This window comes from Ruegeria sp. AH3, assembly GCF_056536265.1.
Genome location: NZ_JBQFJL010000001.1, coordinates 729582 through 753636 on the forward strand (window position 1 = coordinate 729582; position 24055 = coordinate 753636).

27 protein-coding genes are annotated in these 24055 nt (G+C 58.2%); 17 read left to right on the plus strand and 10 right to left on the minus strand.

What is annotated here, in order from left to right:
- Positions 1-23 precede the first annotated feature (23 nt).
- Entirely contained in the window at positions 24-362 is a 339-nt protein-coding gene (locus ACR3EM_RS03560; RefSeq protein WP_480469443.1) for a P-II family nitrogen regulator, read from the minus strand.
- Between the two features lie 170 nt (positions 363-532).
- Here ACR3EM_RS03560 and ACR3EM_RS03565 point away from each other — a divergent pair, with 170 nt between their 5' ends.
- The 3 genes from ACR3EM_RS03565 (at position 533) to tig (ending at position 5122) form a co-directional block, all read left to right on the plus strand.
- Positions 533-2176, plus strand: coding sequence for an NAD(P)H-hydrate dehydratase (locus ACR3EM_RS03565; RefSeq protein WP_480469444.1), 1644 nt, complete (start codon positions 533-535; stop codon positions 2174-2176).
- A 305-nt stretch (positions 2177-2481) separates the two neighbouring features.
- Positions 2482-3606, plus strand: coding sequence for a porin (locus ACR3EM_RS03570; RefSeq protein WP_480469445.1), 1125 nt, complete (start codon positions 2482-2484; stop codon positions 3604-3606).
- A 184-nt stretch (positions 3607-3790) separates the two neighbouring features.
- Positions 3791-5122 carry a trigger factor gene (tig, locus tag ACR3EM_RS03575; RefSeq protein WP_480471888.1) on the plus strand — a complete coding sequence of 444 codons (1332 nt, stop codon included), beginning with the start codon at positions 3791-3793 and terminating at the stop codon, positions 5120-5122.
- Between the two features lie 101 nt (positions 5123-5223).
- Here the strand turns inward: tig and ACR3EM_RS03580 are convergent, their stop codons facing one another.
- The 6 genes from ACR3EM_RS03580 to rpsF form a co-directional block, all read right to left on the minus strand.
- Positions 5224-6078: an acyl-homoserine-lactone synthase gene (locus tag ACR3EM_RS03580; protein WP_480469446.1), complete on the minus strand. Its 855-nt coding sequence runs from the start codon at positions 6076-6078 to the stop codon at positions 5224-5226.
- A gap of 120 nt (positions 6079-6198) precedes the next feature.
- The gene (locus ACR3EM_RS03585) at positions 6199-6900 is read right to left on the minus strand and encodes an autoinducer binding domain-containing protein (protein WP_480469447.1); all 702 of its coding nucleotides are present in this window, start codon (positions 6898-6900) and stop codon (positions 6199-6201) included.
- 281 nt (positions 6901-7181) lie between these two features.
- The gene (locus ACR3EM_RS03590; protein ID WP_480469448.1) at positions 7182-7667 is read right to left on the minus strand and encodes a transglycosylase SLT domain-containing protein; all 486 of its coding nucleotides are present in this window, start codon (positions 7665-7667) and stop codon (positions 7182-7184) included.
- Positions 7668-7822: 155 nt separating this feature from the next.
- Positions 7823-8443: a 50S ribosomal protein L9 gene (rplI, locus tag ACR3EM_RS03595; protein WP_170414354.1), complete on the minus strand. Its 621-nt coding sequence runs from the start codon at positions 8441-8443 to the stop codon at positions 7823-7825.
- 12 nt (positions 8444-8455) lie between these two features.
- Positions 8456-8683 (minus strand): 30S ribosomal protein S18, encoded by a 228-nt coding sequence (gene rpsR / locus ACR3EM_RS03600; RefSeq protein ID WP_005608650.1) that lies wholly within the window; start codon positions 8681-8683, stop codon positions 8456-8458.
- Positions 8684-8710: 27 nt separating this feature from the next.
- Complete coding sequence (rpsF, locus tag ACR3EM_RS03605) at positions 8711-9064, minus strand: 30S ribosomal protein S6 (protein ID WP_170382745.1); 354 nt, start codon at positions 9062-9064, stop codon at positions 8711-8713.
- A 279-nt stretch (positions 9065-9343) separates the two neighbouring features.
- Between rpsF and ACR3EM_RS03610 the strand changes: the two genes are divergently transcribed.
- Positions 9344-9853: a hypothetical protein gene (locus tag ACR3EM_RS03610; RefSeq protein ID WP_480469449.1), complete on the plus strand. Its 510-nt coding sequence runs from the start codon at positions 9344-9346 to the stop codon at positions 9851-9853.
- A gap of 126 nt (positions 9854-9979) precedes the next feature.
- Positions 9980-10552, plus strand: a complete 573-nt coding sequence (locus ACR3EM_RS03615) for a YceI family protein (protein WP_480469450.1) — start codon at positions 9980-9982, stop codon at positions 10550-10552.
- A 60-nt stretch (positions 10553-10612) separates the two neighbouring features.
- On the opposite strand, the gene ACR3EM_RS03620 is transcribed toward ACR3EM_RS03615, so the two are convergent.
- Positions 10613-11839 carry a cytochrome b/b6 domain-containing protein gene (locus tag ACR3EM_RS03620; RefSeq protein ID WP_480469451.1) on the minus strand — a complete coding sequence of 409 codons (1227 nt, stop codon included), beginning with the start codon at positions 11837-11839 and terminating at the stop codon, positions 10613-10615.
- A gap of 173 nt (positions 11840-12012) precedes the next feature.
- On the opposite strand from ACR3EM_RS03620, the gene fabD reads away from it, so the two are divergent.
- From fabD to ACR3EM_RS03665, 9 genes are all read left to right on the plus strand, one after another.
- Positions 12013-12951, plus strand: a complete 939-nt coding sequence (fabD, locus tag ACR3EM_RS03625; RefSeq protein ID WP_480469452.1) for an ACP S-malonyltransferase — start codon at positions 12013-12015, stop codon at positions 12949-12951.
- Between the two features lie 44 nt (positions 12952-12995).
- On the plus strand, positions 12996-13733 hold the full coding sequence (gene fabG, locus ACR3EM_RS03630; protein WP_480469453.1) for a 3-oxoacyl-[acyl-carrier-protein] reductase: 738 nt from the start codon (positions 12996-12998) through the stop codon (positions 13731-13733).
- A gap of 210 nt (positions 13734-13943) precedes the next feature.
- The gene (locus tag ACR3EM_RS03635; RefSeq protein ID WP_008756330.1) at positions 13944-14177 is read left to right on the plus strand and encodes an acyl carrier protein; all 234 of its coding nucleotides are present in this window, start codon (positions 13944-13946) and stop codon (positions 14175-14177) included.
- A 141-nt stretch (positions 14178-14318) separates the two neighbouring features.
- Entirely contained in the window at positions 14319-14858 is a 540-nt protein-coding gene (locus tag ACR3EM_RS03640; RefSeq protein ID WP_480469454.1) for a GNAT family N-acetyltransferase, read from the plus strand.
- Positions 14859-14981: 123 nt separating this feature from the next.
- Positions 14982-15725 (plus strand): 1-(5-phosphoribosyl)-5-[(5-phosphoribosylamino)methylideneamino]imidazole-4-carboxamide isomerase, encoded by a 744-nt coding sequence (locus ACR3EM_RS03645; RefSeq protein ID WP_480469455.1) that lies wholly within the window; start codon positions 14982-14984, stop codon positions 15723-15725.
- A 209-nt stretch (positions 15726-15934) separates the two neighbouring features.
- Positions 15935-17200, plus strand: a complete 1266-nt coding sequence (fabF, locus tag ACR3EM_RS03650; protein WP_480469456.1) for a beta-ketoacyl-ACP synthase II — start codon at positions 15935-15937, stop codon at positions 17198-17200.
- A complete protein-coding gene (gene mltG, locus ACR3EM_RS03655; protein ID WP_480469457.1) occupies positions 17201-18358 on the plus strand; it encodes an endolytic transglycosylase MltG in 1158 nt (385 codons plus the stop codon).
- A gap of 125 nt (positions 18359-18483) precedes the next feature.
- Positions 18484-18828, plus strand: a complete 345-nt coding sequence (locus ACR3EM_RS03660; protein WP_480469458.1) for a copper resistance CopC family protein — start codon at positions 18484-18486, stop codon at positions 18826-18828.
- A gap of 3 nt (positions 18829-18831) precedes the next feature.
- Positions 18832-19686 carry a copper resistance D family protein gene (locus ACR3EM_RS03665; RefSeq protein WP_480469459.1) on the plus strand — a complete coding sequence of 285 codons (855 nt, stop codon included), beginning with the start codon at positions 18832-18834 and terminating at the stop codon, positions 19684-19686.
- 33 nt (positions 19687-19719) lie between these two features.
- On the opposite strand, the gene ACR3EM_RS03670 is transcribed toward ACR3EM_RS03665, so the two are convergent.
- Together ACR3EM_RS03670 and ACR3EM_RS03675 are read right to left on the minus strand one after the other, a co-directional pair.
- Complete coding sequence (locus ACR3EM_RS03670) at positions 19720-20979, minus strand: DEAD/DEAH box helicase (protein WP_480469460.1); 1260 nt, start codon at positions 20977-20979, stop codon at positions 19720-19722.
- 298 nt (positions 20980-21277) lie between these two features.
- The gene (locus ACR3EM_RS03675; protein ID WP_480469461.1) at positions 21278-21814 is read right to left on the minus strand and encodes a winged helix-turn-helix transcriptional regulator; all 537 of its coding nucleotides are present in this window, start codon (positions 21812-21814) and stop codon (positions 21278-21280) included.
- A gap of 39 nt (positions 21815-21853) precedes the next feature.
- Between ACR3EM_RS03675 and ACR3EM_RS03680 the strand changes: the two genes are divergently transcribed.
- The 3 genes from ACR3EM_RS03680 (at position 21854) to ACR3EM_RS03690 (ending at position 24032) form a co-directional block, all read left to right on the plus strand.
- Entirely contained in the window at positions 21854-22234 is a 381-nt protein-coding gene (locus ACR3EM_RS03680; protein WP_480469462.1) for a VOC family protein, read from the plus strand.
- Positions 22235-22408: 174 nt separating this feature from the next.
- Positions 22409-22753: a hypothetical protein gene (locus ACR3EM_RS03685; protein ID WP_480469463.1), complete on the plus strand. Its 345-nt coding sequence runs from the start codon at positions 22409-22411 to the stop codon at positions 22751-22753.
- Positions 22662-24032: a DNA-packaging protein gene (locus ACR3EM_RS03690; RefSeq protein WP_480469464.1), complete on the plus strand. Its 1371-nt coding sequence runs from the start codon at positions 22662-22664 to the stop codon at positions 24030-24032. The genes ACR3EM_RS03685 and ACR3EM_RS03690 overlap by 92 nt, the downstream gene beginning before the upstream one ends.
- Positions 24033-24055: the final 23 nt, after the last annotated feature.

Sequence of the window (24055 nt, forward strand, 5' to 3'; positions counted from 1 at the left end):
TCCTCTGATTTGAAGATAGTGCGTTACAGGGCTTCCGAACCGGTCTCACCGGTACGGATGCGAATGGCTTGTTCGACGGGCGAGACAAAAATTTTGCCGTCGCCGATCTTGTCGGTCTTTGCGGCACCGACGATGGCCTCGATTGCGGCGTCGACCTGATCGTCGTCCAGCACGACTTCGACTTTCACCTTGGGCAGAAAGTCGACAACATATTCCGCGCCGCGATAAAGCTCGGTGTGGCCTTTCTGGCGGCCAAAGCCCTTTACCTCGATCACGCTGAGGCCTTGCACGCCCACGTCCTGCAGCGCCTCTTTTACTTCGTCCAGTTTGAACGGCTTGATGATCGCTTCGATCTTTTTCATTCCGGCTCACCTTGCATGGTTGTCTGGATCGCACTGATCACGTCTAAGATGGTGCGGCAATCCGATTGCTGTATTGCTCGATGTCAGATGCATGGAAATCAGGCGTTGGATCAAATTTTGATCGCTATGCACAAAAAGTAATCGAAATTGAATCGCTTGAGGGAGTTGAGATGACGGAATTGCTGACCGCTGCGCAGATGCGCGCCATCGAACAAGAGGCGATCGAGTCCGGCAAGGTTACCGGCCTGGAATTGATGGAGCGGGCAGGGCAGGGCGTTGTCGAGGCGATCTTTGAAGAATGGCCGGAGTTGCGCGGACGAGGGGTCAACCCCTCGCGCTCCCCGAGATATTTGGGGCCAGATGAAGGGGATCCCTTGCGCGCGGTGGTGTTGTGCGGTCCAGGGAATAATGGCGGTGACGGTTTCGTGGTTGCGCGGCTGCTGCGCGAGCTGGGTTGGAAAGTCGAGGTCATTCTCTTTGGTGATCCGGCCAAGCTGCCGCCGGATGCGCGGGTGAACTACGAACGATGGGAGGGACGGACACTGGGCCTTGCTGAGTCCATTGAGGCGGAGATGCAGCATCCGCATCTTTCCATTGATGCGTTGTTTGGAACCGGTTTGGCGCGGCCAATCGAGAACCCGGCTCTGTGGGAACATCTTTGGCTGCACGATGACGCAGAAGACGCGTGGGAAATGCGACGGCAGGGCGCGGGGACGGAAATCATCCCACCACGGACGGTGGCGATCGACCTGCCATCCGGTCTTTGTTCGGATTCGGGTAAAGTGTTGGGTGGCACGTATCCCTCGCATGGTCGTCGGTGCGCGCGTTCGGCTCTGACAGTCTCGTTTCATTCCCGCAAGCTTGGGCATGTGCTGGGTGAAGGGCCATCTTTCTGTGGTCGGCTGGTCGTAAAGGATATCGGGCTGAGCCGCGTATCAGACAGCCCCGAGATCGTGCAATCGGTAGAGCGGCCAACAGCTTCAAATCTTTGCAAAGGCGGATCTGGCCATAAATACGCGCATGGTCACGCATTTGTCCTGACAGGCGGGGCTGGAAAAACCGGGGCTGCGCGCCTTGCGGGGCGGGGAGCATTGCGGATCGGGGCTGGTTTGGTGACGCTGGGCGTGCCGCCCTCAGCACAAATGGAAGTGGCCAGCCAAATCACGGCGCTGATGATGCAACGAGTCGAGGGTGCCGATCATCTGCTGGGGATACTGGCAGATGAGCGATTGAATGCGCTTTGCCTTGGGCCCGGTTTGGGGGTGGAACGCGCGCGAAAATTGGCGCCGGTTGCACTGGCGGCGCAGAGGTCGGTTGTGTTGGATGCTGATGCGCTGACAGCTTTTTCCGATGATCCTCAAAGCCTGCATAGCCAATTGCATGACCGCTGCGTATTGACCCCTCATGGGGGCGAATTTATGCGCCTTTTCCCGGATATTGCCGAGAGATTGAAAGCTGTTTCAGATGTAGGACCTGCATACTCCAAGGTCGACGCCGTCCGCGACGCTGCAAGGCGGACAGGTTGCGTTGTGCTGTTCAAGGGGCCAGATACGGTAATTGCAGCACCGGATGGGCGATGTGCGATCAATTCAGCCCTTTACGAGAGAGCCGCGCCTTGGCTGGCGACAGCCGGATCGGGCGATGTGCTTGCAGGGTATATCGCCGGGTTGCTGGCGCGCGGGCTTGAACCGATGCAAGCTGCCGAGACGGCAGCATGGCTGCACGTGGAGTGTGCGCGGCAATTCGGCCCCGGTCTGATCGCCGAGGATCTGCCAGAGAAGTTACCCTCGATATTCAAACAACTTGATATTTAGGTATTTTGAGAAAAGAATGACATGGCACCAGCAAATCCGGTGATGCTTAGCGGTCGGTTTGCTCTGGTTGCAGTGCGTATGTCTGCAGGATGTGTAGCGCGGTGTCGAAATTTGTTAGGAGGTGTGTCGATTACGCGTCTCACGATCAATTAAAGCATTGATATAAATATAGTTTCTGAAGGCATTCGGGGTTGCCTGTAGTGAAGGCAGAATGCCCCGCCAGCAGATATCCGCCCCTGTTTTTACTGCCGTGTTTCCGGCGCCTTTGGGCCGCGCGTGAAACCTGAACTTGGATGGTGATTGAAATGACCCGCACACTTAAACTGTCTTCGATGGCTGCAATACTGGCTGCGACCACGGCAATTCCAGCCGCAGCCGAGCTGAAATACGAAAACAACTCCGGCGGTTATGTACTGCTTTACGGTCAATTGGACCCGGTCATCGTTTCGGTTGACGATGGTGAGGAAACCGAGACTCGGTTGCTCGACAACGATTTGTCCAACAGCCGGGTCGGCCTTCGGCTGATGCAGCCATATGGCAGCAATGAATTCATGTTCCGCTTTGAAACCGGTTTGGGCCTGCCAAGCACCGGTACGGCCAATCAGGACGGGACCAACACCAATGGCTGGTCGCGCGAAGATATCCGGCATGTCGATTTCTCGCTGAAGGGTGGGTACGGCAAGTTTTCAGCCGGTCAGGGCAGCATGGCTTCGGATGGGGCGGCAGAAACTGATCTCTCTTATGTCGGAACGGCTCTGTATTCCTTCACCAACGATGAAAATGGCGCGTTTTTCTACCGTGGGTCGGATGGCATTCTGAGCGATATCACCGTGGGTGACTCGGCTGGTAACTTTGACGGCGCGCGCCGCGGGCGCATTCGCTATGACACGCCGGATTTCAATGGGTTCTCGGCCGCGATTGCCTATGGTCAGAACATCTTGTCCAGCAGCGATGACGACGACTATTACGACATCGCGTTTTCGTATGGGAACACATTCGCCAATGGCGTAGAGTTTGCCGCAAGTCTCGCTTACGCTGTGCGTGACTTTGACGACGGATCGGGCAAGCGGAAGGACACGATCGGGTCGGCCTCGGTCCTGTTGCCAAGTGGTTTCAGCTTTACGGCGGCGCTCGGGTCGCGTGATGACACGGCGACAGGGGCCAGCGATCCAGACTACTGGTACACCAAGCTGGCCTATGAGGGCGATTGGGTGTCCTGGGGCAAGACCGGGATCGGTATCGACTATTTCGACGGGTCGGACTTTGAGAACTCAGGATCCAGCACCAAGTCCTGGGGGATCGCGGTGGTTCAGCGGATCGACAGCATCAATACGGATGCCTACCTGAAGTACCGCAGCCATGATTTCGACGATACGGTCGATTTCGAAAAGAACGAGGCTTGGGTTCTGGGTGCGCTCTGGAAGTTCTGAACCTCAAGGTCTGAGGATAAGGTGCCCCGGTTGGGTCCGGGGCGCTTTTTTGTTCAAATCGGCGGCAAAACAGGACCGATAAAGGCATTGCCCCCTTGCACGTAGGGGGCTGGGCAAATAGAAGGCGTCAAATTTGCCCGGCGCGCCCTTTTTGCGCGCCCCGAATCCTATGGGGACTACCATAATGCAGGTTACCGAGACGCTGAACGAAGGTCTGAAACGCGGCTACAACATCGTTGTGACCGCAGCCGAGCTGGACGACAAGGTCAATGAGAAACTGACCGAAGCGCAGCCGGAAATCGAAATGAAAGGTTTCCGCAAAGGTAAAGTACCGATGGCTCTGCTGAAAAAGCAGTTCGGCCAACGTCTGTTGGGCGAAGCGATGCAGGAAACCATCGACGGTGCGATGAACAAGCACTTTGAAGACAGCGGTGAGCGTCCTGCGCTGCAGCCCGAGGTCAAGATGACCAATGAGGACTGGAAAGAAGGCGACGACGTTGAGGTCGCCATGTCCTATGAGGCGCTGCCTGAGATTCCCGAAGTCGACCTGAAATCGGTCGAGCTGGAGAAGCTGGTTGTTAAAGCCGATGAGGCAGCCGTTGAAGAAGCGCTGAACAACCTGGCCGAGACCGCTCAGAACTTCAAAGCGCGCCGTAAAGGCTCCAAAGCCAAAGATGGCGACCAGATCGTGTTCGACTTTGTTGGCAAGGTTGACGGCGAAGAGTTCGAAGGCGGATCGGCCGAGGACTACCCGCTCGTTCTGGGCTCGAACAGCTTCATCCCCGGCTTTGAAGAGCAGTTGGTTGGTGTGAAGGCCGAGGAAGAAAAAGACGTTAACGTCACCTTCCCCGAAGAATACGGTGCCGAGCATCTGGCCGGTAAAGATGCCGTTTTCACCTGCACCATCAAAGAGGTGAAAGAGCCGGTCGCGGCTGAGGTTGACGACGAGCTGGCCAAGAAATTCGGTGCCGAGGATCTGGCCGCGCTGAAAGCACAGATCGCCGAGCGTTTGGAAGCCGAATATGCCGGTGCTTCGCGCGCTGTCATGAAGCGGGCTCTGCTGGACGTGCTGGACGAGAAAGTCTCGTTCGACCTGCCGCCGTCGCTGGTTGAAGCCGAAGCCAAGCAGATTGCGCATCAACTGTGGCACGAAGAAAACCCGGATGTCGAAGGCCACGATCACGATCCGATCGAGCCCACCGATGAGCATAACAAACTGGCCGAGCGCCGCGTACGTCTGGGCCTGCTGCTGGCTGAGCTGGGCCAGAAGGCCGAGGTTGAGGTGTCTGATGCCGAGATGACTCAGGCAATCATGAACCAGGCGCGTCAGTATCCGGGTCAGGAACGCCAGTTCTTTGAGTTCGTGCAGCAGAACGCTCAGATGCAACAGCAACTGCGCGCGCCGATCTTTGAAGACAAGGTTGTCGACTACATCGTCGAGCTGGCTCAGGTCGAAGACAAAGAAGTCAGCAAAGACGATCTGCAGAAAGCCGTTGAGGCACTGGAAGAGGAATAATCCTCTTCCTTCCCCCACCATTCATGGGGGCACAAAAAAGCGGAGCCGTCTGGAAAAAGGACGGCTCCGCATGGGTGGCTTTGTGCTATGAGGTGAGGGGGTCAGGCCTCATGAGCAAAAGCACGGGGGGTCTGTAACAGAGCGGTCTTTTGCTCTGGGGTGAATGTGTCGGACAGAGCTTCGATCAATTTCAGCACTGCCTCTCTCTCTGCCTCGGTCTTTGCGGCACTCATCTGCTCGACAAAGTATTTCTCAAGATCAGTGAGCGGTTTGTGGTCGCGATTTGCCGGGCTGAGTTTCTCGGCCTTTTTGGCCTCGAAGAACTCCAACGCCTTTTCTTCCTCGATAAAGACATCGTGGTGAATGTCTGCGAATTCACGAAGGCCCGAAATCCTCTCTTCACTGCAATCCAGCAGAGCGGCCATCGCCGGCACCTTACCCATCGGAACGGTTTCGCCCACATAGTCGTAGGGCGCACAGTTTGAGCGTTTGAGGACGCGGTTCATAACCGGATCAATCACGGTGATAATGTCCTGAATACCCGCGTTGCGACAGTATTCCAGCGATCCGATCATCAATTCACAAGTCGCATAAGAGACCGAGTTCTTCTCTTTGCCACGTGTCAGGCGTTGCGTATCGACGCAGAACCGGGTGGATTCCCACATGGTCGCACTGCGCATTGGCGCCTCGCCGCATAGGATGTCCGAAAACACATCCGAAAGCATATGTGGACCGGTGGTCTGGAGTGCACGTACTGCGGCTACGACGTTCCCCTCATCGTCGAGACCAATTACGTATGCAGGATCCAAGTGATCGAACTGATCGATTTCTTTGCCGTCTTCGATGTGGACATCCCATCCAAGTCGTCCACCAAAAACCCGAGCGCGCAGTTCGAACATATCGTCAAGAACTTCGGTGAACAGATGTCTGTTCAGCCCATCAACTACCAAAATCATGTTAACCCCCTTCGAGTTGTCTGTCCTGTGGATAAGACGTTACCCGGATTCGCGAGCGAATCTATTGGGGGTTTCCCGTAATATTGGCTTTTTTAGGTCGGATTTCGGGGGAATTTTGCTTTAGCCCGGGTAAATTAGCCCGATTCCAATCGCACGGCCCACCGCCTGCGGTGTGGTCAGCGCATTAAGCTTTTCGCGAGAAGAGCGCAAGTGCACTTCAACTGTGCGGTGAGAAATCGACAGGATATCGCCGATATCCTGTTGCGATTTACCTGCTGCGGCCCATTGCAGAATTTCCAATTCACGGCTTGAAAGCGTCGGGTGATACAGCATCCGGCTGATCGTATCCGACGTCATCACGTTGTCATGGATGTGCACGGCCAGCGATTGCAGATCGCTGATCACGTTAGGGACCAGCTTTTTCCACTCCTCACGGCTGCAATCACGCACCGCACTCAGCAGGCCAATGTCGCCATAAGGGCCGCGTACGGGGATCGTGACCCCTTGATCGGGGATGCCGAAGTCGTGGGCGTCGCGAAACACACGCTGAAAGTCTTTACCACGTTCCAGGCGACTCCAGTCCACGGGTGCAATGCTGCGCTGGCTCATATGCAGGGTCGGGTCAATCAGGTGAAGGCCTTGTTCCTGATAATGATTCTTCCAGTCGTCGCCATATGTCACATGGCCGTGGATCGTGCCCGCAGCCGGATTCATCCCGGCATAGGCCGCGTGGTCCATTTCGTATTTGTCACAGACCTGGCGCAGGAACTCATCATAGCGAGAGTCCTGTTCGGGAAGAGTGCTGAGATCAACAATATCCATACGGTAACGACCAGCTAGACCCGAGTGAGCGGGCGGATCCCTTTGGCCAGGAAAAAAGATACTGCCTTCCCTGACGTCATAGAGCACATCACATTTCCCATATTATGACAAGAAGATGTGGGAAATGTCTGCTTTTTTAGGGGAAATGTGCCTTTAATACACATCAAATTCGCCCCTCCTGAATGAGGTTCCGCAAGGTTCCTCTGTTTGGCGATGGTGTCCGTTGTTGCGTTCGAGTGGTTATGTTTGAGCTTTAACGGGGAAATGCGCAACAAAAATGCCTATTCTGTGGCAGAAACCAGACCAGTTTCCACCAACATGCCGCGTTTTTTCGCCTCTGGGTAGTATCCCTTGGCATATAGGAAGATCGCGCGTTGCTGATCTCCGTCCGATAACAACCAAGCCCCGCGCAGGTATTTGCCTGCATACTCCAGGTTCGTATCTGCATCCAGCAGGCCCTGAGCGTTCCCGGTATAGCCCATTGAACGGGCCGTGGCGGGCAGAATCTGCAGCAAGCCGTAATAGGGACGATTCACGGCCCAAGGGCGGTGCGTGCTTTCGCGGATCGCCAGCTTATGCACCAACTCACGAGGCAACTCGTAGTGGTCTGCCCATTTATTGATCGATGCGCGCAGTTCCGGCGTTTCGTTCGGATAGAGAGGGGGATCAAACGTGTCCGCCCGGCTGGGCGTATCCGGACCGCCACACGCAGTGAGCGGTGCTGCAATCAGAAAAGCAATGACAGTGCGTCGAACGAGGGGGGGCATGGCAATACTCCGTTTTGCAGAGTCGGATGATATGGATCGAGCATCTGACCGCAAGGCCCAGGGCGGTTTCGGGCCAAAACTCGCTGCTGATGAGTGCGACAGAAAAAAAGGGCCACGCAAACGCGTGGCCCTTTAGCATTGATAGCTTCGCCAGATCAGGCTTTGGCTTCGTCTTCTTCAGCCGGAGCTTCCTCAGCAACCAGCTCTTCGTCGTCCGAAGCGGCGGAACCGATGTCGTCGAACAGTTCGGCGATTTCGAATTCAGCAGCGGCTTCTTCTTCAGCAGCCAGTTCCTGGATCGATTTACCCGAAGCCTGCAGTTCGGCTTCTTCTTCCGAACGGGCGACGTTCATCTTGATCTCAACTTCGACCTCGGGGTGCAGTTTGACCGCCAGCGAGTGCAGACCCAGTTCCTTGATCGGAGCGATCAGGGCGATCTGTTTCTTGTCGACGGTGAAGCCTGCTTCGGTCGCAGCGTCTGCGGCGTCACGCGGAGTGACCGAGCCGTACAGAGCGCCGGCATCCGATGCCGAGCGAATCACGATGAACTGCTGACCGTCCAGCTTTTCAGCCAGTGCTTCAGCTTCTTTCTTGGTTTCCAGGTTGCGGGCTTCCAGCTGCGCTTTCTGGGCTTCGAACGAAGCGATGTTCGACTCGGACGCGCTCAGGGCTTTGCCCTGGGGCAGCAGGAAGTTGCGGGCGTAGCCAGGCTTGACGTCAACGACGTCGCCCATCTGACCCAGTTTCGCAACGCGTTCCAGAAGGATAACTTGCATGTCAGTCTCTCCTTACTTCACGGCGTAGGGCAGCAGGGCGAGGAAACGGGCGCGCTTGATAGCACGGGCCAGTTCACGCTGCTTTTTCGCCGAAACGGCGGTGATGCGCGAAGGTACGATCTTGCCACGCTCAGAGATGTAGCGCTGCAGCAGACGGGTGTCTTTGTAGTCGATTTTCGGCGCGTTCTCACCCGAGAACGGGCAGACCTTGCGGCGGCGGAAAAATGGTTTTGCGGCCATGGTTTATGTCCTTTCGTCAGGCGTTGATCAGCGGCGCTCGCGGCGGCCTTCGCGCTCATCGCGCTTCTGCATCTGGACCGAGGGGCCCTCGGCATGCTCGTCGACCTTGATGGTCAGAACGCGCATGACGTCTTCGTGCAGGCGCATCAGGCGCTCCATTTCCTGAACGGCGCCAGCGGGGGCGTCGGTCTTCAGGAAGGCATAGTGGCCTTTGCGGTTCTTGTTGATCTTGTAGGCCATCGTCTTGACGCCCCAGTACTCGCTGTCGACGACGTTGCCGCCGTTGTCAGCCAGAACGGTGCCGAAATGTTCGACGAGGCTTTCTGCCTGCGCGTTGGACAGATCCTGACGCGCGATCATTACATGCTCATACAGTGGCATGTGCACTCCTGTTTATATCAAGGCGCATTTCAAAGGCGGGGCCATATGGTCCTTCGCGACCCTGCCACGAGAGGCTGCGCGATTCATAACTCCTGCGAAGGATGGCCCCGTATACACGTTTATGGCGGCGGAGCAAGCCCTGCCACAGATGCCCTTGTGAAGTCGTCCAATTTCCTTTGAGGCGCCCAATTCCTGACTCTTTTCGCCGTGAGGTTGTTCATGAAACCGGGAACACCCGGATACTTGGAAAACCACAGACAGGGCAAGACAATGGCCGTCATGAACACAAATACTTTTGTAGAAGCAGCACCCGCCGCTGCATTTGAAAAATCCGTTCCCGTTCTGATCACTTTCGCGCCCAACTGGCGTGCCCGGATGGTGCTTCTGCGTGTGGTCGGGGCCTTTCTAATTCTGTCTGCCTTTTCCATGTGGCTGATGCCTGGGTCGATCATGGGTGCCGAAGTCTGGCCGCTGAAGCTGGTCGCGTCGCTGATGTTCCTGATTGTCGGGGTAAGTCTGCTGACAATTGAGGTTATGGATGCACGTCCTGATGCCTATTTCGACCCGATCCGCCGCGAAGTGCGCATCCTGCAGAAGAATGAAAACGGTCGCCCGCAGACGGTGCTGCGTCGCAGCTACGACTCGCTGGGCGGTGCACGCTTTGCGGATGATCAGGTTGAGCTGTTTGACGTTGACGGTAGCCTGCTGATGAAGCTGCCGCTGGAATCGGCGGATGTCGGCTCAGCGCTGAAAGGTCAACTCAGCCAAAACGTGACGATTTTCGCCTGAATTCAGTTCTGTTCAAATAGGAACAGAATTTGTGAATCGAAAAGACTTGTGTGCTGCCTTTGGGCGGCACATTTTTGTTGGTGAGCAACCCACCCGGTTTGCAACAACACCACTGCGGAGATTGTTATGAAATCCACCCTTCTTGCTGCCGCTCTGGCCGTGTCGGCCACGACTGCTTTCGCCAGCGCCGAAAAATATGTTTTGGACCCCAGCCACAGCCAGGTCATCTTCAGCTATAATCACCTTGGTTTTTCAACCACCACGGGCATGTTCTCGGGCTTTGAGGGCGAGATCATGTTCGATCAGGAAGACCCCGCCGCGTCGAGCGTGACTGTGTCGATGCCGGTCATTGAAATGATCACCGGTTGGAAACCGCGCGAAGATCACTTCATGACCGAAGATTTCTTTGGCGCAGCCGAAGGTGATCTGGTGACCTTCACTTCAACCGGTATCGAGGTGACGGGCGAGAACACAGCCAACATCACTGGTGATCTGACCATGAACGGCGTCACCAAATCGGTCGTTCTGGATGCCAAGCTGAATCAGGTGGGTGAGCACCCGATGGCAGGCAAGCCATGGGCGGGATTTGACGCCACCACCACGCTGGTTCGCAGCGATTTTGATCTGGGCCAATTCGCACCATTTGTTGGCGATGAGGTCGAAATACGTATCTCGGTTGAGGCTCAGAAGGCCGACTAACAAGCGTCTTCGATACGTAAGTCAGACCGCCGGAGGCACCCCCTCCGGCGGTTTTTTATTTCATTCAGCGCGTGTTGCCGTGAGTTCCGCACTGACCGTGACCGTGAAGCCCAGCGAGTCCTCGGTGGGTTGGGACGTGCCCACACCAAAGTCCAGCCGGTTCACGTCAACCGATCCGGACATGATGGCGCTGCCGTCTTCCATCTCGAGCGTAAATGGCAGCACGATATCCATTGACTGGCCTTTGATTGTCAGCGGTCCGCGCGCCTCGTAGCCGGTTTCGGTCTTAAACAGATCGGCTTTGAACTGCGCGGTAGGAAACTGGGCGTTGTCGAAGAAATCAGCAGCCATGGCCTGGTCGGTGACGGTTCCAAGGCTGAGCGAACCGATGGAAATGGTCACGTCTGCTGAACCGGCCAGCCCGGGTTCTTCTGGCTCGTCAAAGGCGATCGCAGCGGTCCAGTCAGAAAAGGTGCCGGTCACAGGGCTGTTCAGCTGAGAGATCGTGATAGACAGGGTGCCATCCTGAACCTGCCAATCCGATTGGACCTCGGTCAGTTCAGCTGTGTCGATTGCGGCGTCAGAGCTGTGCGAAAACACGCCGATGGACCAGCCTCCGGCAAGCACCGCAACCCATACCGCAAGCGCAGCAACTGCGGGTGCGGCCGAGTGATGTTGCGCGGGGGGCTCTGGGGCGTTCGCGTCGCCCGGCAGCATCCGCCGTAGCGTGCTGTCCTTGTCTACAACATGGTGCTTCAATGCCCCAAGAATGTGCAGGACCAATGATCCGCCCAATATCCAGACAAACAGCCAATGCAGGCTGGCAGTGAACTCGGCCAGAAGGGGCGATTTCGGAACCAAAGGCAGGTTCTGGCCAAAGGGCCACAGGATCGGGGCAAAGCCCTCTGCTGCGGCATGGTGGACCCAACCGCTCAGGGGGGCAAGGACAAGGGAGCCGTATAACAACCAATGGACCGTTTCTGCAGCAAAAGCCTCGGGCTTGTTATCGGCGTTGAGCAGCCCGGGCTTGGTCTGGGTCAGTGCCCAGAGGATTCGGGCCAGAGCGACGAAGAAAACGGTAACCCCAACGGTTTTATGCAGCGAAAACAGCCGAGCCGCCCGTGCTATGTCTTCTTCGGTGGTTGCGATATTGGGGTCGTAGATCGCATGCGCCAGTTCGTTGGCGAACCATCCCAGTGGCAGGGCGGTCAAGATCAGTAGGGCAGTCAGCCAATGAAACGCTTTTGTTACACCGCCATAGCTGGAATGCGTGTTCGTCAGGGGCATGAGGGGAGCTCTCTACTTTGCTTGTGTGCTGCTAGGGTAGTGGGATGATGTGCGGACACAAGGCAGAGAAATGCACATTAACGGTGTCCTGATGCAGAACGCAGGCAATGCTTGTGCCGCGCCGTCAGTCAGTTTACACCCCGCCGAAACCTGACGTCACGCAAGAGGCACCAATGACACGCGCGTTTGTTTTCCCGGGGCAGGGCGCCCAGACCATCGGAATGGGCAAGGCACTGGCCGAGGTCTATCCGGCTGCTCAGGCGGTTTTCGATGAGGTGGATGAAGCCCTGGGCGAAAAGCTGAGTGCTCTGATCTGGGAAGGCGATATCGCGGAGTTGACCTTGACGCAGAATGCGCAGCCGGCGCTGATGGCGACCTCGATGGCAGCAATGCGCGCGCTTGAGGCCGAGGGAGTTTCGATCTCGACAGCGTCTTACGTGGCAGGACACTCGCTGGGGGAATATTCGGCATTGGCTGCTGCCGGGGCCCTGTCGGTTGCAGACACCGCGCGCCTGTTGCGGACGCGCGGGCAGGCAATGCAAAGCGCCGTTCCGGTGGGCGAAGGTGCGATGGCTGCCATTCTTGGGCTGGACCTTGAGGCTGTGCGCGTCGTCGCCGACGAAGCCGCGCAGGGAGAGGTCTGTCAGGCCGCAAATGACAATGATCCGACTCAGGTGGTTGTGTCGGGGTCCAAGGCTGCTGTTGAGCGTGCCGCTGAGATCGCCAAGGAAAAAGGCGCCAAGCGTGCAATTATGTTGCCGGTAAGTGCACCATTTCACTGTGCACTGATGCAACCTGCTGCAGATGTTATGGCGGACGCTTTGGCTGCTGTTGAGATCAAGGCACCTGCTGTGCCCCTGATTGCGAATGTTCGGGCGGAGGCCGTGAGCGATCCGGATATGATCCGTCAGTTGCTGGTGGAACAGGTGACGGGTTCGGTCCGGTGGCGCGAGAGCGTGCAATACATGGTTGCGCAAGGCGTTTCTGAGGCATGGGAGATCGGCGCGGGCAAAGCGCTGTCGGGCATGATCCGCAAGATCGACCGGTCGCTAGCCTGCACAGCGGTCGGGTCGCCCGAGGATGTACAAAAGGCCGTTAATCCCGGCGCATGAACTGAGAATAGTCGCCGGTCTCGGCGGCCAGAGAGGGACAATAGATGTTTGATTTGACAGGTAAGAATGCGCTGATCACGGGCGCTTCGGGTGGCATTGGCGGCGATATTGCCCGCGCGCTGTATGACGCGGGTGCCTCCGTTGGCCTATCGGGGACACGGGTTGAACCGCTGCAGGCGCTGGCCGAAAGCCTGGGAGACCGCGCGCATGTTCTGCCCTGTAACCTGAGTGACCCTGAGGCGGTCGAGGCGCTGCCTAAGCAAGCGGCCGAGGTGATGGGCTCGGTTGATATTCTGGTCAACAACGCAGGCATCACACGGGACAACCTGTTCATGCGCATGTCGGACGAGGAATGGCAGAGCGTGATCGATGTAAACATGACCGCGACGATGAAGCTATGCAAAGGCGTGATCCGTGGCATGATGAAGGCGCGCTGGGGCCGGATCGTAAATGTCTCGTCTGTTGTGGCCGCGATCGGTAATCCGGGTCAGGCGAACTATGCTGCGTCCAAGGCCGGGATGATCGGCTTTTCCAAGGCGCTGGCGCATGAGGTTGCGACCCGTGGTATCACCGTGAACGCGGTTGCGCCGGGCTTCATCACCACGGCGATGACTGAAAAGCTGACCGATGAGCAAAAGAAGGGTCTGCTGCTCAAGGTTCCGGCGGGCCGGATGGGTGATCCGCAGGAAATCGCGGCTGCCGTTCTGTACCTTGCAAGCCCCGAAGCGGGTTATGTGACCGGAAGTACCTTGCATGTGAATGGCGGCATGGCCATGTTGTAATCGCAATTCGGGGCGGATGCGAAAGCGTTTGCCTTGCGCGTTGTCTGTGTTATAGGCGGCGCGTATGCGCAGGGACCGGTCGGAAGGCCGGTTCTCTGATTTCCCGGGGACCCGGGACCCAAACCGCCCGGAACGGGCAAAACAAGTCCATCCCGAACGGGCAAGGGCAGAACCGGGCGGACCGCCCTGAAATTGAAATGAGGAATAGACATGAGCGACGTCGCAGATCGCGTTAAGAAGATCGTTGTTGAGCACCTGGGTGTTGAAGAGGACAAGGTTGCTGAAAACGCCTCGTTCATCGACGATCTGGGCGCAGACAGCCTGGACACCGTTGAGCTGGTAATGGCGTTCGAAGAAGAGTTCGGCATCGAGATTCCGGACGACGCAGCCGAGACCATCCAGACCTTTGGCGACGCGGTCAAATTCATCAGCGAAGCTTCCTAAGCTTACCCGTCTGATCCAAAAGCGGCGCTTCCGGGCAACGGAGGCGCCGTTTTTTTATGCCTTGCCACAATTCACACTTGCCTTGAGAGGCGTGCGCTCGTCACTCTGAAGCCTGAGGCACAATTCCGAGCGGGCAAGGGCATGATAAGATCCACCCCGATGATCAATACGGCGCGTCTGACTTTATGTGCGATGCGCCCTGAGGATTTTAAGAGATTCGCTGAAATCTGGCGTGACCCCGAGGTCGTGCGCCATATCAGTGGCACTCCGCTGACGCGAGGTGAAGCGTGGGACAAGTTTCTGCGCAACGCCGGGCACTGGCACATGACCGGTTTCGGTCAATGGGGCGTGGTTCTGCAATCGAATCGAACATTGATCGGCCAAGCCGGGTTCTTTTATGGAAACCGTTCTCTGGGCGAGGATTTCGATGGTTTCCCCGAAGCCGGATGGGTTCTGGCCACCGAGATGCAGGGGCAAGGGTATGGGCAAGAGGCCGCGCAGGCAGCTCATGACTGGTTCGACCGGGTCATTCCCGGCCCGTTGGTCGCGCTGATCGATGCCGACCATGTGGCATCACAAAGGTTGGCTGAAAAGCTGGGGTACAAGCTTCTGCGCGAAACCGAGTACAAGGATACGCCGGTCCATCTGTTTCGCCGTGACGGACCTCCCGCACGGGTGTGAAACGCATCCGGTATGACGATGCCGCAAAATGGACGAACTGTGCCGATCTTGGTGAATTCTGCGCCAGATTGAGACTCTATGCTATCGTGGAAACCCGGAGTGATTCAGCGGAGGATATGGATCATGATGATTTACCCCACGATGGAGCTTCAGAACGGTCGATGCGTCACGTTGGACAAAGGCCGTATCGAAGACGCGATGATCTGGCATGTGGACCCGGTTGAGACCGCGCGCGGCTGGACTGCCGCGGGCGCCGAATGGATGCACCTGACGGATTTCGATGCGATCGAAGGCCGTGATACCAACGCAGAACTGGTGGAAGAGATCATTCGCTCGGCTGAGGTTCCGGTGCAACTGGCTGGTGGCATGCGGACCCGTGAGCATGTGGAACATTGGATCAACAAAGGTGCGGGGCGAATCGTGATCGGCACGCTGGCGGCTTGGGATCCCCAGCTGGTGAAAGAACTCGCCAAGCTCTATCCTGACCAGATCGTATTGGCCGTTGATGTATGGCAGGGTCAGGTGATGACCGAAGGCTGGCGCAGCCAAAGCGCCTTTACGCCAGACGCCTTCATCCAAGCCTTCGCAGATACGCCATTCGCCGCCATTCTGGTCACAGATATCGACAGTGACATGGAAGATGTCGAAGCGCAGTTGGGCCTGATCTCGGGTCTGGCCGAGAAATCGCGCACGCCGATCATTGCCAGCGGGGTGGTACGGACATCCGATGATATATCGCGCTTGGCTTATATCCCGAATATCTCGGGCGCGATTGTTGGACGCGCGCTGTTCCGCAAGACAGTCGATCTGGGCGAGGCGCTGGAAGTGGCGAAGTTGGCCCACGAGCCGATTGCTGAGTTCCAATAAACCTCTGGTATGAGGCGAAGATCCGCCCTGACTGATCGGCAGCCGGGGCGGGTTTTGGTATCCGGGTATACGTTTAAGCTGGTCGGCGGACCGCTCTCGGACATGCAAGACCTAGGTTGCTAGGTCAGAATCCGCCGTTGCTCTTGCCCCCGGACCCCGGGCCGGGGTATGAGCGGTTCTCATAACAGGAAGCAGGCAAGAGGCATTTCATGCGCAGAGTCGTTGTAACCGGTCTGGGATTGGTCACTCCTTTGGCCAGCGGGGTCGAGGAAACCTGGTCGCGTCTGCTGGACGGTGAGTCCGGCGCAGGCCCCATCACGCTGTTTGATGCCGAAGGCAGCGGGGTCACCACGACCTATGCCTGCGAAGTTCCGCGTGGCGATGGCACCAACGGGACGTTCAATCCCGATGACTGGATGCCGCCGAAAGAGCAGCGCAAGATTGAGGATTTCATACTCTATTCCATCGCTGCGGCCGAGATGGCCTGCAAGGATGCGGGTTGGCTGCCTGATGATGAAGAAGACCGTCTGCGCACCGGTGTGCTGATTGGCTCAGGCATTGGCGGGCTGGGATCAATTGCCCAAACTGCGAACCTGATCCGGGACAAGGGTCCACGCAGGGTGTCGCCGTTCTTTATTCCGGGTGCGCTGATCAATCTGGCCTCAGGGCAGGTATCTATCCGGTTTGGCTTCAAAGGCCCCAACCACTCGGTTGTGACCGCGTGTTCGACCGGTGCCCACGCGATTGGCGATGCCAGCCGTATTATCCGTGCAGGTGATGCAGATGTCATGATCGCAGGTGGCGGTGAAGGCTGTATCTGCGAAATCGGCATCGCGGGCTTCAACGCTTGCAAAGCTCTGTCCACCAAATATGCCGATGACCCGAAGAAGGCGAGCCGCCCCTATGACATCGACCGCGACGGCTTTGTCATGGGTGAGGGCGCTGGCATTGTGGTGCTTGAGGATTATGAACACGCCAAGGCGCGTGGCGCGAAGATCTATGCAGAGGTGCTGGGCTATGGCATGTCGGGTGACGCCTATCACATCACCGCACCTTCCGAGGATGGTGACGGCGCGGAGCGTTCGATGAGAGCCGCGCTGCGCAGCGCTGGGCTGGAGCCGAAAGATCTGGACTATATCAATGCGCATGGCACATCGACCATGGCCGATACCATTGAACTGGGCGCAGTCGAGCGTTTGCTGGGCGATCATGCCAGCAACGCGACCATGACCTCGACCAAGTCGGCAACGGGTCACCTGTTGGGTGCGGCGGGCGCGATTGAGGCAATCTTTTCGATCCTCGCGATCCGGGATCAGGTCGCCCCTCCGACGATCAACCTGGACAACCCCGCGGTCGAGACGCCGATCGATTTGGCCCCGAACGCAAAGCGTGAGCGTGAGATCAACGTGGCCCTGTCGAACTCGTTCGGATTTGGCGGAACCAATGCAAGCGTGATCTTCGGAAAGGCCAGTTAAATGTGGCGGGCGTTGGCGTCGAACGCACTGACCGTTCTGATCGTTTGCCTGTTCCTGTTGGGCGGCGTCGTGCTGTGGGGTCAATCGCAATACACGTCAGATGGCCCGCTGGAAACTGCGATCTGCCTGCAAGTCAGACCAGGTTCGAACATGACCCGCGTCAGTCAGGAACTGGAAGATCAGGGTGCGATCAGCAGCGGGCTGATCTTTCGCCTTGCCGCTGATTATGCTGATAAATCTCAGCAACTGAAAGCTGGTAGCTTTCTGGTGCGCGAAGGGTCGTCGATGGAGCAGATCGTCGACGAGATCACGAGCAGCGGGGCCAGTACCTGTGGCACCGAGATCGAATATCGTATCGGTGTAACCCGGATGCAGACCCGTGTGCGTGAGTTGAATCCGGCGACGCTGAATTTTGATGAGGTCGCTTCGTTTGTGATCGGCGAAGAGGAAGCGCCTGAAATCTATGCGGAAAAACGCGGTGAAGCGGATACGCGTTACCGTGTTTCTCTGGCTGAAGGTGTCACCAGCTGGCAGGTTGTCGAGTCGCTTAAAGCGATGGATCTGCTGACTGGTGAGGTGGCTGAACTGCCCGCCGAAGGAATGCTTGCCCCTGATAGTTATGAGGTCAGGCCCGGTGAAGATCGGAATGTAATCCTGGCAGATATGCAGGAAAAACAGCAGCTTAGGATCAATGCGGCTTGGGAGGGGCGTCAGGACGGATTGCCTTTGAACAGTCCTGAGGAGATGTTGATTCTGGCTTCGATCATCGAAAAGGAAACTGGGCAGCCGGAAGAGCGCGGTCAGGTGGCGAGCGTTTTCGTCAACCGTCTGAACCAAGGTATGAGGCTGCAGACAGACCCGACAGTGATCTATGGTGTCACCAAAGGGCAAGGGACCTTGGGTCGGGGCTTGCGACGGAGTGAATTACGCCGTGTAACGCCCTGGAATACTTATGTAATCGAAGGATTGCCGCCGACCCCGATTGCCAATCCGGGTCTTGCCAGCCTTGAGGCCGCGGTTGCACCGGACAATACGGATTTCATCTTCTTTGTTGCGGATGGGACCGGGGGGCATGCTTTTGCCAAAACGCTGGAAGAGCACAATCGAAACGTCGCCAAATGGCGCGAGATTGAAGCGGATCAGAATTCGGGGAATTGAGCCGCGTGGCCTAGAATGTCCGAGTTGTACGTCGCCAGAAACACGGATCTTCTGTTTTGTACAAACCAGAGGTCTGCAGTATTTCGCGGTTCGTCGTGCGCGGTAACAGTTTGGAAAGATCTGCCATGATAAGAATTGCCCTGACAGTTTTTACCCTGCTCGTGACGGCGACGGTCGCGATGGCGCATTCGCCTGTGCAGCGAACCACTCCGGTGGATGGCGCAGCTATCGATCAGGTCCCGTCTGAGATCTCGCTTGTTTTCGGACGCAAGATTCGTCTGACGCGGGTGGATTGGCAGTTGAACGGGGATCAGATGGGTACAGTTGATCTGGGCGCGGCAGGTGAATTCACGACGGAAATCGTGCTGCCCTTCGATGCGGCAGGACCGGGCGCGTATCAGATCGATTGGCGTGGCTTGTCCGAGGATGGACATCCGCAAATGGGCAGCTTTAGCTTTACGGTCGAATAGCGGGTGGCTGACCCGATCAGCATAGCTTCGATTCTTGCAAAATGGGCGCTTTATGTTGGTGTGCTGGGCTGTACCGGATCCGCGTTCTGCGCGGCGCTATTTCGGGTTGAGATACGGCAGAGCCTGATTGCTTCATTCGCGGGAATTGGGGTGCTGTGCGCCATTCTCTCTTTTGCTTTGAAGGGCAGCGCTTTGACCGGCGATATGTCGGGGGTCGTCGATGCCGAGATGCTGGGCCTGCTATGGCAAACTCAGAGCGGCGTGGCTCTGAGATGGCAGTTGATCGGGTTGGCGTTGATGCTTGTTGGCCTGTTTAGGCTGCGCTTTGCCCGGGTTCTGCAGATATTTGGCGGGGTGCTTGCCCTTTGCGGTCTTGCAGCTATCGGTCATGTGCATGACCGGGAGGTTCCCGTTATGCTTTACAGCCTTGTCCTGCATCTGATCTGTGCGGCGACGTGGATCGGAATATTGATCCCCTTGCATCGGTTGGCCTCTGATCCGGAGCAGGCAGAGGCTGCCGCGTGGCTTGGAGAGCGATTTGGTCAGGTCGCGATGGTGTTTGTGCCGCTGCTGCTGGTTGCGGGGGGGTATATGGCCTATGGGCTGACGGGTTCGGTCACGGCGATGCTGACCTCGGGCTATGGGCAGGTGTTGTTGGCGAAAGTGGCGCTTGTTGCTGCGTTGCTGGCGTTGGCGGCGCTGAACAAGCTGCGCTTTGTGCCCGGTTTGCGCGCAGGGAACTCCTTGGCGGCATCTGGTTTGGTCCGCACGATCAAGGCCGAAGCAGGGCTGATGGCCGTGATCCTGCTGGTGACCGCGATCCTGACAACAAGTGTGACGCCGCCAAGCCTGCATTGACCAGAGGGGCGGGAACCCCTCTGACCCTGTGCATCACGCCGCCTTGGGGCGACGCGGACGGCGGCGTTTTTGGCCAGCGGGTTTCGGCCCGCTGTTGTTCTGCGGTTTCGGACCCCGGCGGCGATTATTCTGTCGACGGGCAGGTTTGGCGGGAGTGATCGCCTCGGGCATCTCACCACTGGCCACCGGAATTTCGATCTTCATCAGCTTTTGAATCTGACGCAGCAGATCAACCTCTTCGGCTGAGCAGAAGGCAATGGCTTCGCCCTCGCGCCCCGCGCGGGCGGTGCGGCCGATGCGGTGGACATAGTTGTCGGGCACTTCGGGCAGGTCGTAGTTGATCACATAAGCCACGCCGGGAATATCGATGCCGCGTGCAGCGACATCAGTGGCGACAAGCACATTGACCTCACCCGCGCGGAAGGCCTTGATCGCGCGGTCGCGCTGGCCCTGGCTTTTGTTGCCGTGGATCGAGGCCGCGTTGTAGCCATCGGCGACGAGGCCTTTCATCAGCTTTTCAGCCCCGTGTTTGGTGCGGGAAAAGACCAGCGTCAGCGCGTCCATATCCGCCGACAGGATCTCGCGCAGCTTGGCGGGTTTTGCCGGCTTTTCAACGAAATGGATCGACTGGGTGATCTTGTCCGCCGCTTTGCCGGGGGGCGAGACCTGCACCCGTTGCGGGTTGGTCAGGTAGGCCCGGCTGAGCTCTTCCATCTGCTTCGGCATGGTGGCCGAGAACAGCATGGTCTGGCGCGGCGTGCCCAGTTCCGGCGCGATGCGGCGCAGGGCGTGAATGAAGCCCATGTCGAGCATCTGATCGGCCTCATCCAGCACCAGATGGCGGACCGAACTGAGGTCGACGGCCTTGCGCTCCATCAGGTCAATCAGACGGCCGGGCGTGGCCACGAGGATATCGGTGCCGCGCGACAGGAACATGATCTGCTTGTTGATTGACTGGCCGCCGACCACGGTGGCGACGCGCAGTTTGGTCTTTTTGGTGAGGTTGCGCAGGCTGTCGGCGATCTGGTTCACCAGCTCGCGGGTCGGCGCAAGGATCAGGGCCTTGGCGGTTTTGGGATCGGGCTTGCCGGGCTGCGCCAGCAAGTGGTCAATCAGCGGCAGGCCGAAGGCCAGCGTTTTGCCGGTGCCGGTCTGAGCGAGGCCGAGGATATCGTGGCCGTTCAGCGCCAGCGGAATCGCCTGATTCTGGATCGGCGTGGGTTGGGTGAAATTGGCGCGTTGCAACGCGTCGTTCAGGGCGGGCGCGAGGCCCAGCATGTCGAAGTCGAACAAAGAACTATCCTTTTTCGCCCATGGCTTTGGCGCATGGGCAAGTCGCAATGGGCCGCATCCGCGACCGGCAGGGGTTGTGCGAGACCTCGGGACAGGCAGGCGGTTCCTGCGATGTCCGGTCGTCGCGTCAAGAACCCTGCGTGATGGGGAACTATGGGTGGATCGGGCGCTGTGGGGGCTCTGGATGGCCCGAATGCTCACGCTTCAGCGCTGTTTGAAGGGCACATGCGGGTTGGGCGCGAGAATGTCAAGCTGTCGGGTCGGGTTTTCCGCGTGCTTTCTGAGAGTGTTGCAGCGTTTACTGGGCCAGTCCGACCGCCTGATGGATCGCAAATCCTGTTTTGACCGCGCAATAGGTCGGGAACGGCATCCGTCCCGAGGTCTCGATATCGCGACTTATCCAGTCGTGATCTTCCAGCTGATGCAGGGATGACGAGAGGGCGCGGTCGGTGATGGGGGTCAGGTCAGACTTGATCGCCGAAAAGCGATGCGGGGTGCCGGTCAGGGCCAGGATGGGTACGGTCCATGACTTACGAAGAAGCTTGTGCGCACTGGTGTCCGGGGCGATCTGAATGATCGCGCTGGCGATCCCGGCGGCCTGGATCCCGGCTGGGGTCAGGCGAAATTCTGGGCGCAGAGGGTGACCGTGGCCGGGGTTTCGCTCGATCAGGCCAAGCTGGGCAAGGTGATCGAGACTTGCCGCAAAGGCTGTTCGGCTGGCGCTGGTTGCGGCGAGCAAAGGGGCCTGACGACCGGGAACACCCGAATGCATCAGGGCCAGGATGTTCAGCGACCATGCGCGCGCGGTCAGCTTGACAAGTAAATTAATGTCCATAAAGTATAGTAACTATATTTTCAGACAAGGGAAAGACCGATGCCGCTCGTTTCATTGAAAAACACGATCACATTTGCGATTTCGGTCCGGGATCGCCACACCAGCGCGGATTGGTATCGCGATATGCTCGGGTTCGAACTGATCCACCATATCGATGAAGCCGGGTGGAGCGAGATGCGCACCAATGTGGAAGGCGTGACATTGGGTCTGGGAGAACAGGCAGAGCCGTCGCCGGGCAATTGCGTCCCGGTCTATGAGGTTGGTGATATTGCCACGGCGCGGGACGCTTTGGAGACCGCAGGGGTGGCGTTTGATGGCCCGACGGAAACGATCGAAGGCATGGTCAGCACGGCCACATTCTATGATCCTGATCAGAATGCCATGATGCTGGCGCAGGATTTGACAGGCGGTTCATCTTAACGCTGCGTACGGTGCGTGTTGCACTGTTGTTGCGTAACTTATTGACTTTGCGCACTTAATCTCGTACTCCTTATGTCATGCTAGAAGAAGTGGGCAACGGCCCTGGGGCGACCCGGTGGCCGTTTTTCGTTTCTCTCGTGCGGAGAAAACTCACGCATGAGGTCACAGGCAAACATGACTTTGATTACCCCGGAAGAGCGGATTTCCCAGACGGCTGAATTGTTGCAGTCGCTTGAGCGGTCCATTCGCGATCTGCGTCAGGCAGCGGAAGAACTGCGAAAACAGATCGGTGCCGGGGAGGATGCAGACCTTGCCGGAACAGGCAAGCAACTGGGTCAGCTAGAGGGGCTGATCCGAAGTTGCCAGAAAGTGGAGACAAGCTTTGTCGAACAACATCACAGACAAGCCGGAATTGCCCAAGGGGGCTATGCGCTCGACCTTGATCGGGCACGATCTGAGATCGGGTGCAGGCTGGCTCGCCTCCGCGCCTGCTGCGGTGCAGGACAGATTTCTGAGTGAGATCGGGGAGGGGGGGCTGTGTGCCCTCCCTTTCCTGTTCGAGTTCTGGGCGCTGCCGCATCAGTTGCCGCCCGAGGGTGACTGGCGGTCGTGGGTGATCATGGGCGGGCGCGGGGCTGGTAAGACGCGGGCCGGGGCTGAGTGGGTGCGGTCTATGGTCGAGGGGTCTTTGCCCTTGGATCGCGGTGAGGCATGTCGTGTGGCTTTGGTTGGAGAGACGTTTGATCAGGTGCGCGATGTGATGATCTTTGGCGATAGCGGGATTTTGCAGTGCTCACCGCCGGATCGGCGGCCTACATGGAAGGCATCGGAGCGCAAGCTGATCTGGCCCAACGGGGCTGAGGCGCAGGCGTTTTCGGCGCATGATCCCGAGGGGTTGCGCGGCCCGCAATTCGATGCGGCCTGGGTGGATGAATTGGCCAAGTGGAAGAAGGCTGGAGAAGCCTGGGATATGTTGCAGTTTGCGTTGCGGCTGGGGGAGCGGCCTCGGGTCTGTGTGACGACCACACCACGCAATGCGAAGGTTTTGAAGGACTTGCTGGCGTCGCCGTCCACCGTGCAGACCCACGCGCCGACCGAGGCGAACCGGGCCAATCTGGCGGACTCGTTTTTGCAGGAGGTGCGCGCGCGTTACGCGGGCACGCGGCTGGGGCGGCAGGAGTTGGACGGGGTGCTGCTGTCGGATGCTGAGGGTGCGTTATGGACGGACTCGATGCTGGAGGCGGCGCGCTGTGCGCAGGTGCCCGCGTTGGATCGGATCGTTGTGGCGCTGGACCCAGCGGTGACGACGGGGGCGGATGCAGATGCCTGTGGGATCGTGGTCGTGGGCGCACAGCTTCAGGGGCCGCCCGAGGAGTGGCGGGCCTATGTGCTGGCCGACCGGACGGTGCAGGGCGTTGGCCCGGCGGGCTGGGCGCAGGCGGCGATTGACGCGATGGACGAGTTCGGGGCCGAACGACTGGTGGCCGAGGTCAATCAGGGCGGGCAACTGGTGGAAGAGGTCGTGCGGCAGGTGGACCCTCTGGTCCCTTATCGGGCCGTGCGGGCCTCGCGCGGCAAGGTCGCGCGGGCCGAGCCTGTGGCGGCTTTGTACGAGCAAGGGCGGGTGGCGCATGTGGCCGGGCTGGACGCGCTGGAGGAGCAGTTGTGCCAGATGACCGCGAGGGGGTTCGAGGGTCAGGGCTCTCCCGACCGGGTCGACGCGCTGGTCTGGGCGCTGCATGAGTTGGTGGTGGGGCCTGCGGGGGTGTTTAGAAGGCCGAGGGTAAGGGCGTTGTAAAGCGATGGGCGCAAGGACGTATG

Bases quoted from the DNA above. Each gene is read 5' to 3' on its own strand.
- fabF (WP_480469456.1), top strand. From the start codon at position 15,935: ATGCGCAGAGTCGTTGTAACCGGTCTGGGATTGGTCACTCCTTTGGCC.
- ACR3EM_RS03610 (WP_480469449.1), top strand. From the start codon at position 9,344: ATGAACACAAATACTTTTGTAGAAGCAGCACCCGCCGCTGCATTTGAA.
- ACR3EM_RS03690 (WP_480469464.1), top strand. From the start codon at position 22,662: ATGCGCTCGACCTTGATCGGGCACGATCTGAGATCGGGTGCAGGCTGG.
- ACR3EM_RS03565 (WP_480469444.1), top strand. From the start codon at position 533: ATGACGGAATTGCTGACCGCTGCGCAGATGCGCGCCATCGAACAAGAG.
- ACR3EM_RS03680 (WP_480469462.1), top strand. From the start codon at position 21,854: ATGCCGCTCGTTTCATTGAAAAACACGATCACATTTGCGATTTCGGTC.
- tig (WP_480471888.1), top strand. From the start codon at position 3,791: ATGCAGGTTACCGAGACGCTGAACGAAGGTCTGAAACGCGGCTACAAC.
- ACR3EM_RS03675 (WP_480469461.1), bottom strand. From the start codon at position 21,814: ATGGACATTAATTTACTTGTCAAGCTGACCGCGCGCGCATGGTCGCTG.
- ACR3EM_RS03660 (WP_480469458.1), top strand. From the start codon at position 18,484: ATGATAAGAATTGCCCTGACAGTTTTTACCCTGCTCGTGACGGCGACG.
- rpsR (WP_005608650.1), bottom strand. From the start codon at position 8,683: ATGGCCGCAAAACCATTTTTCCGCCGCCGCAAGGTCTGCCCGTTCTCG.
- ACR3EM_RS03570 (WP_480469445.1), top strand. From the start codon at position 2,482: ATGACCCGCACACTTAAACTGTCTTCGATGGCTGCAATACTGGCTGCG.
- ACR3EM_RS03580 (WP_480469446.1), bottom strand. From the start codon at position 6,078: ATGATTTTGGTAGTTGATGGGCTGAACAGACATCTGTTCACCGAAGTT.
- ACR3EM_RS03620 (WP_480469451.1), bottom strand. From the start codon at position 11,839: ATGCCCCTGACGAACACGCATTCCAGCTATGGCGGTGTAACAAAAGCG.
- ACR3EM_RS03590 (WP_480469448.1), bottom strand. From the start codon at position 7,667: ATGCCCCCCCTCGTTCGACGCACTGTCATTGCTTTTCTGATTGCAGCA.
- ACR3EM_RS03640 (WP_480469454.1), top strand. From the start codon at position 14,319: ATGATAAGATCCACCCCGATGATCAATACGGCGCGTCTGACTTTATGT.
- fabD (WP_480469452.1), top strand. From the start codon at position 12,013: ATGACACGCGCGTTTGTTTTCCCGGGGCAGGGCGCCCAGACCATCGGA.
- mltG (WP_480469457.1), top strand. From the start codon at position 17,201: ATGTGGCGGGCGTTGGCGTCGAACGCACTGACCGTTCTGATCGTTTGC.
- ACR3EM_RS03685 (WP_480469463.1), top strand. From the start codon at position 22,409: ATGACTTTGATTACCCCGGAAGAGCGGATTTCCCAGACGGCTGAATTG.
- ACR3EM_RS03635 (WP_008756330.1), top strand. From the start codon at position 13,944: ATGAGCGACGTCGCAGATCGCGTTAAGAAGATCGTTGTTGAGCACCTG.
- rpsF (WP_170382745.1), bottom strand. From the start codon at position 9,064: ATGCCACTGTATGAGCATGTAATGATCGCGCGTCAGGATCTGTCCAAC.
- ACR3EM_RS03585 (WP_480469447.1), bottom strand. From the start codon at position 6,900: ATGGATATTGTTGATCTCAGCACTCTTCCCGAACAGGACTCTCGCTAT.
- ACR3EM_RS03560 (WP_480469443.1), bottom strand. From the start codon at position 362: ATGAAAAAGATCGAAGCGATCATCAAGCCGTTCAAACTGGACGAAGTA.
- ACR3EM_RS03645 (WP_480469455.1), top strand. From the start codon at position 14,982: ATGATGATTTACCCCACGATGGAGCTTCAGAACGGTCGATGCGTCACG.
- fabG (WP_480469453.1), top strand. From the start codon at position 12,996: ATGTTTGATTTGACAGGTAAGAATGCGCTGATCACGGGCGCTTCGGGT.
- ACR3EM_RS03615 (WP_480469450.1), top strand. From the start codon at position 9,980: ATGAAATCCACCCTTCTTGCTGCCGCTCTGGCCGTGTCGGCCACGACT.
- rplI (WP_170414354.1), bottom strand. From the start codon at position 8,443: ATGCAAGTTATCCTTCTGGAACGCGTTGCGAAACTGGGTCAGATGGGC.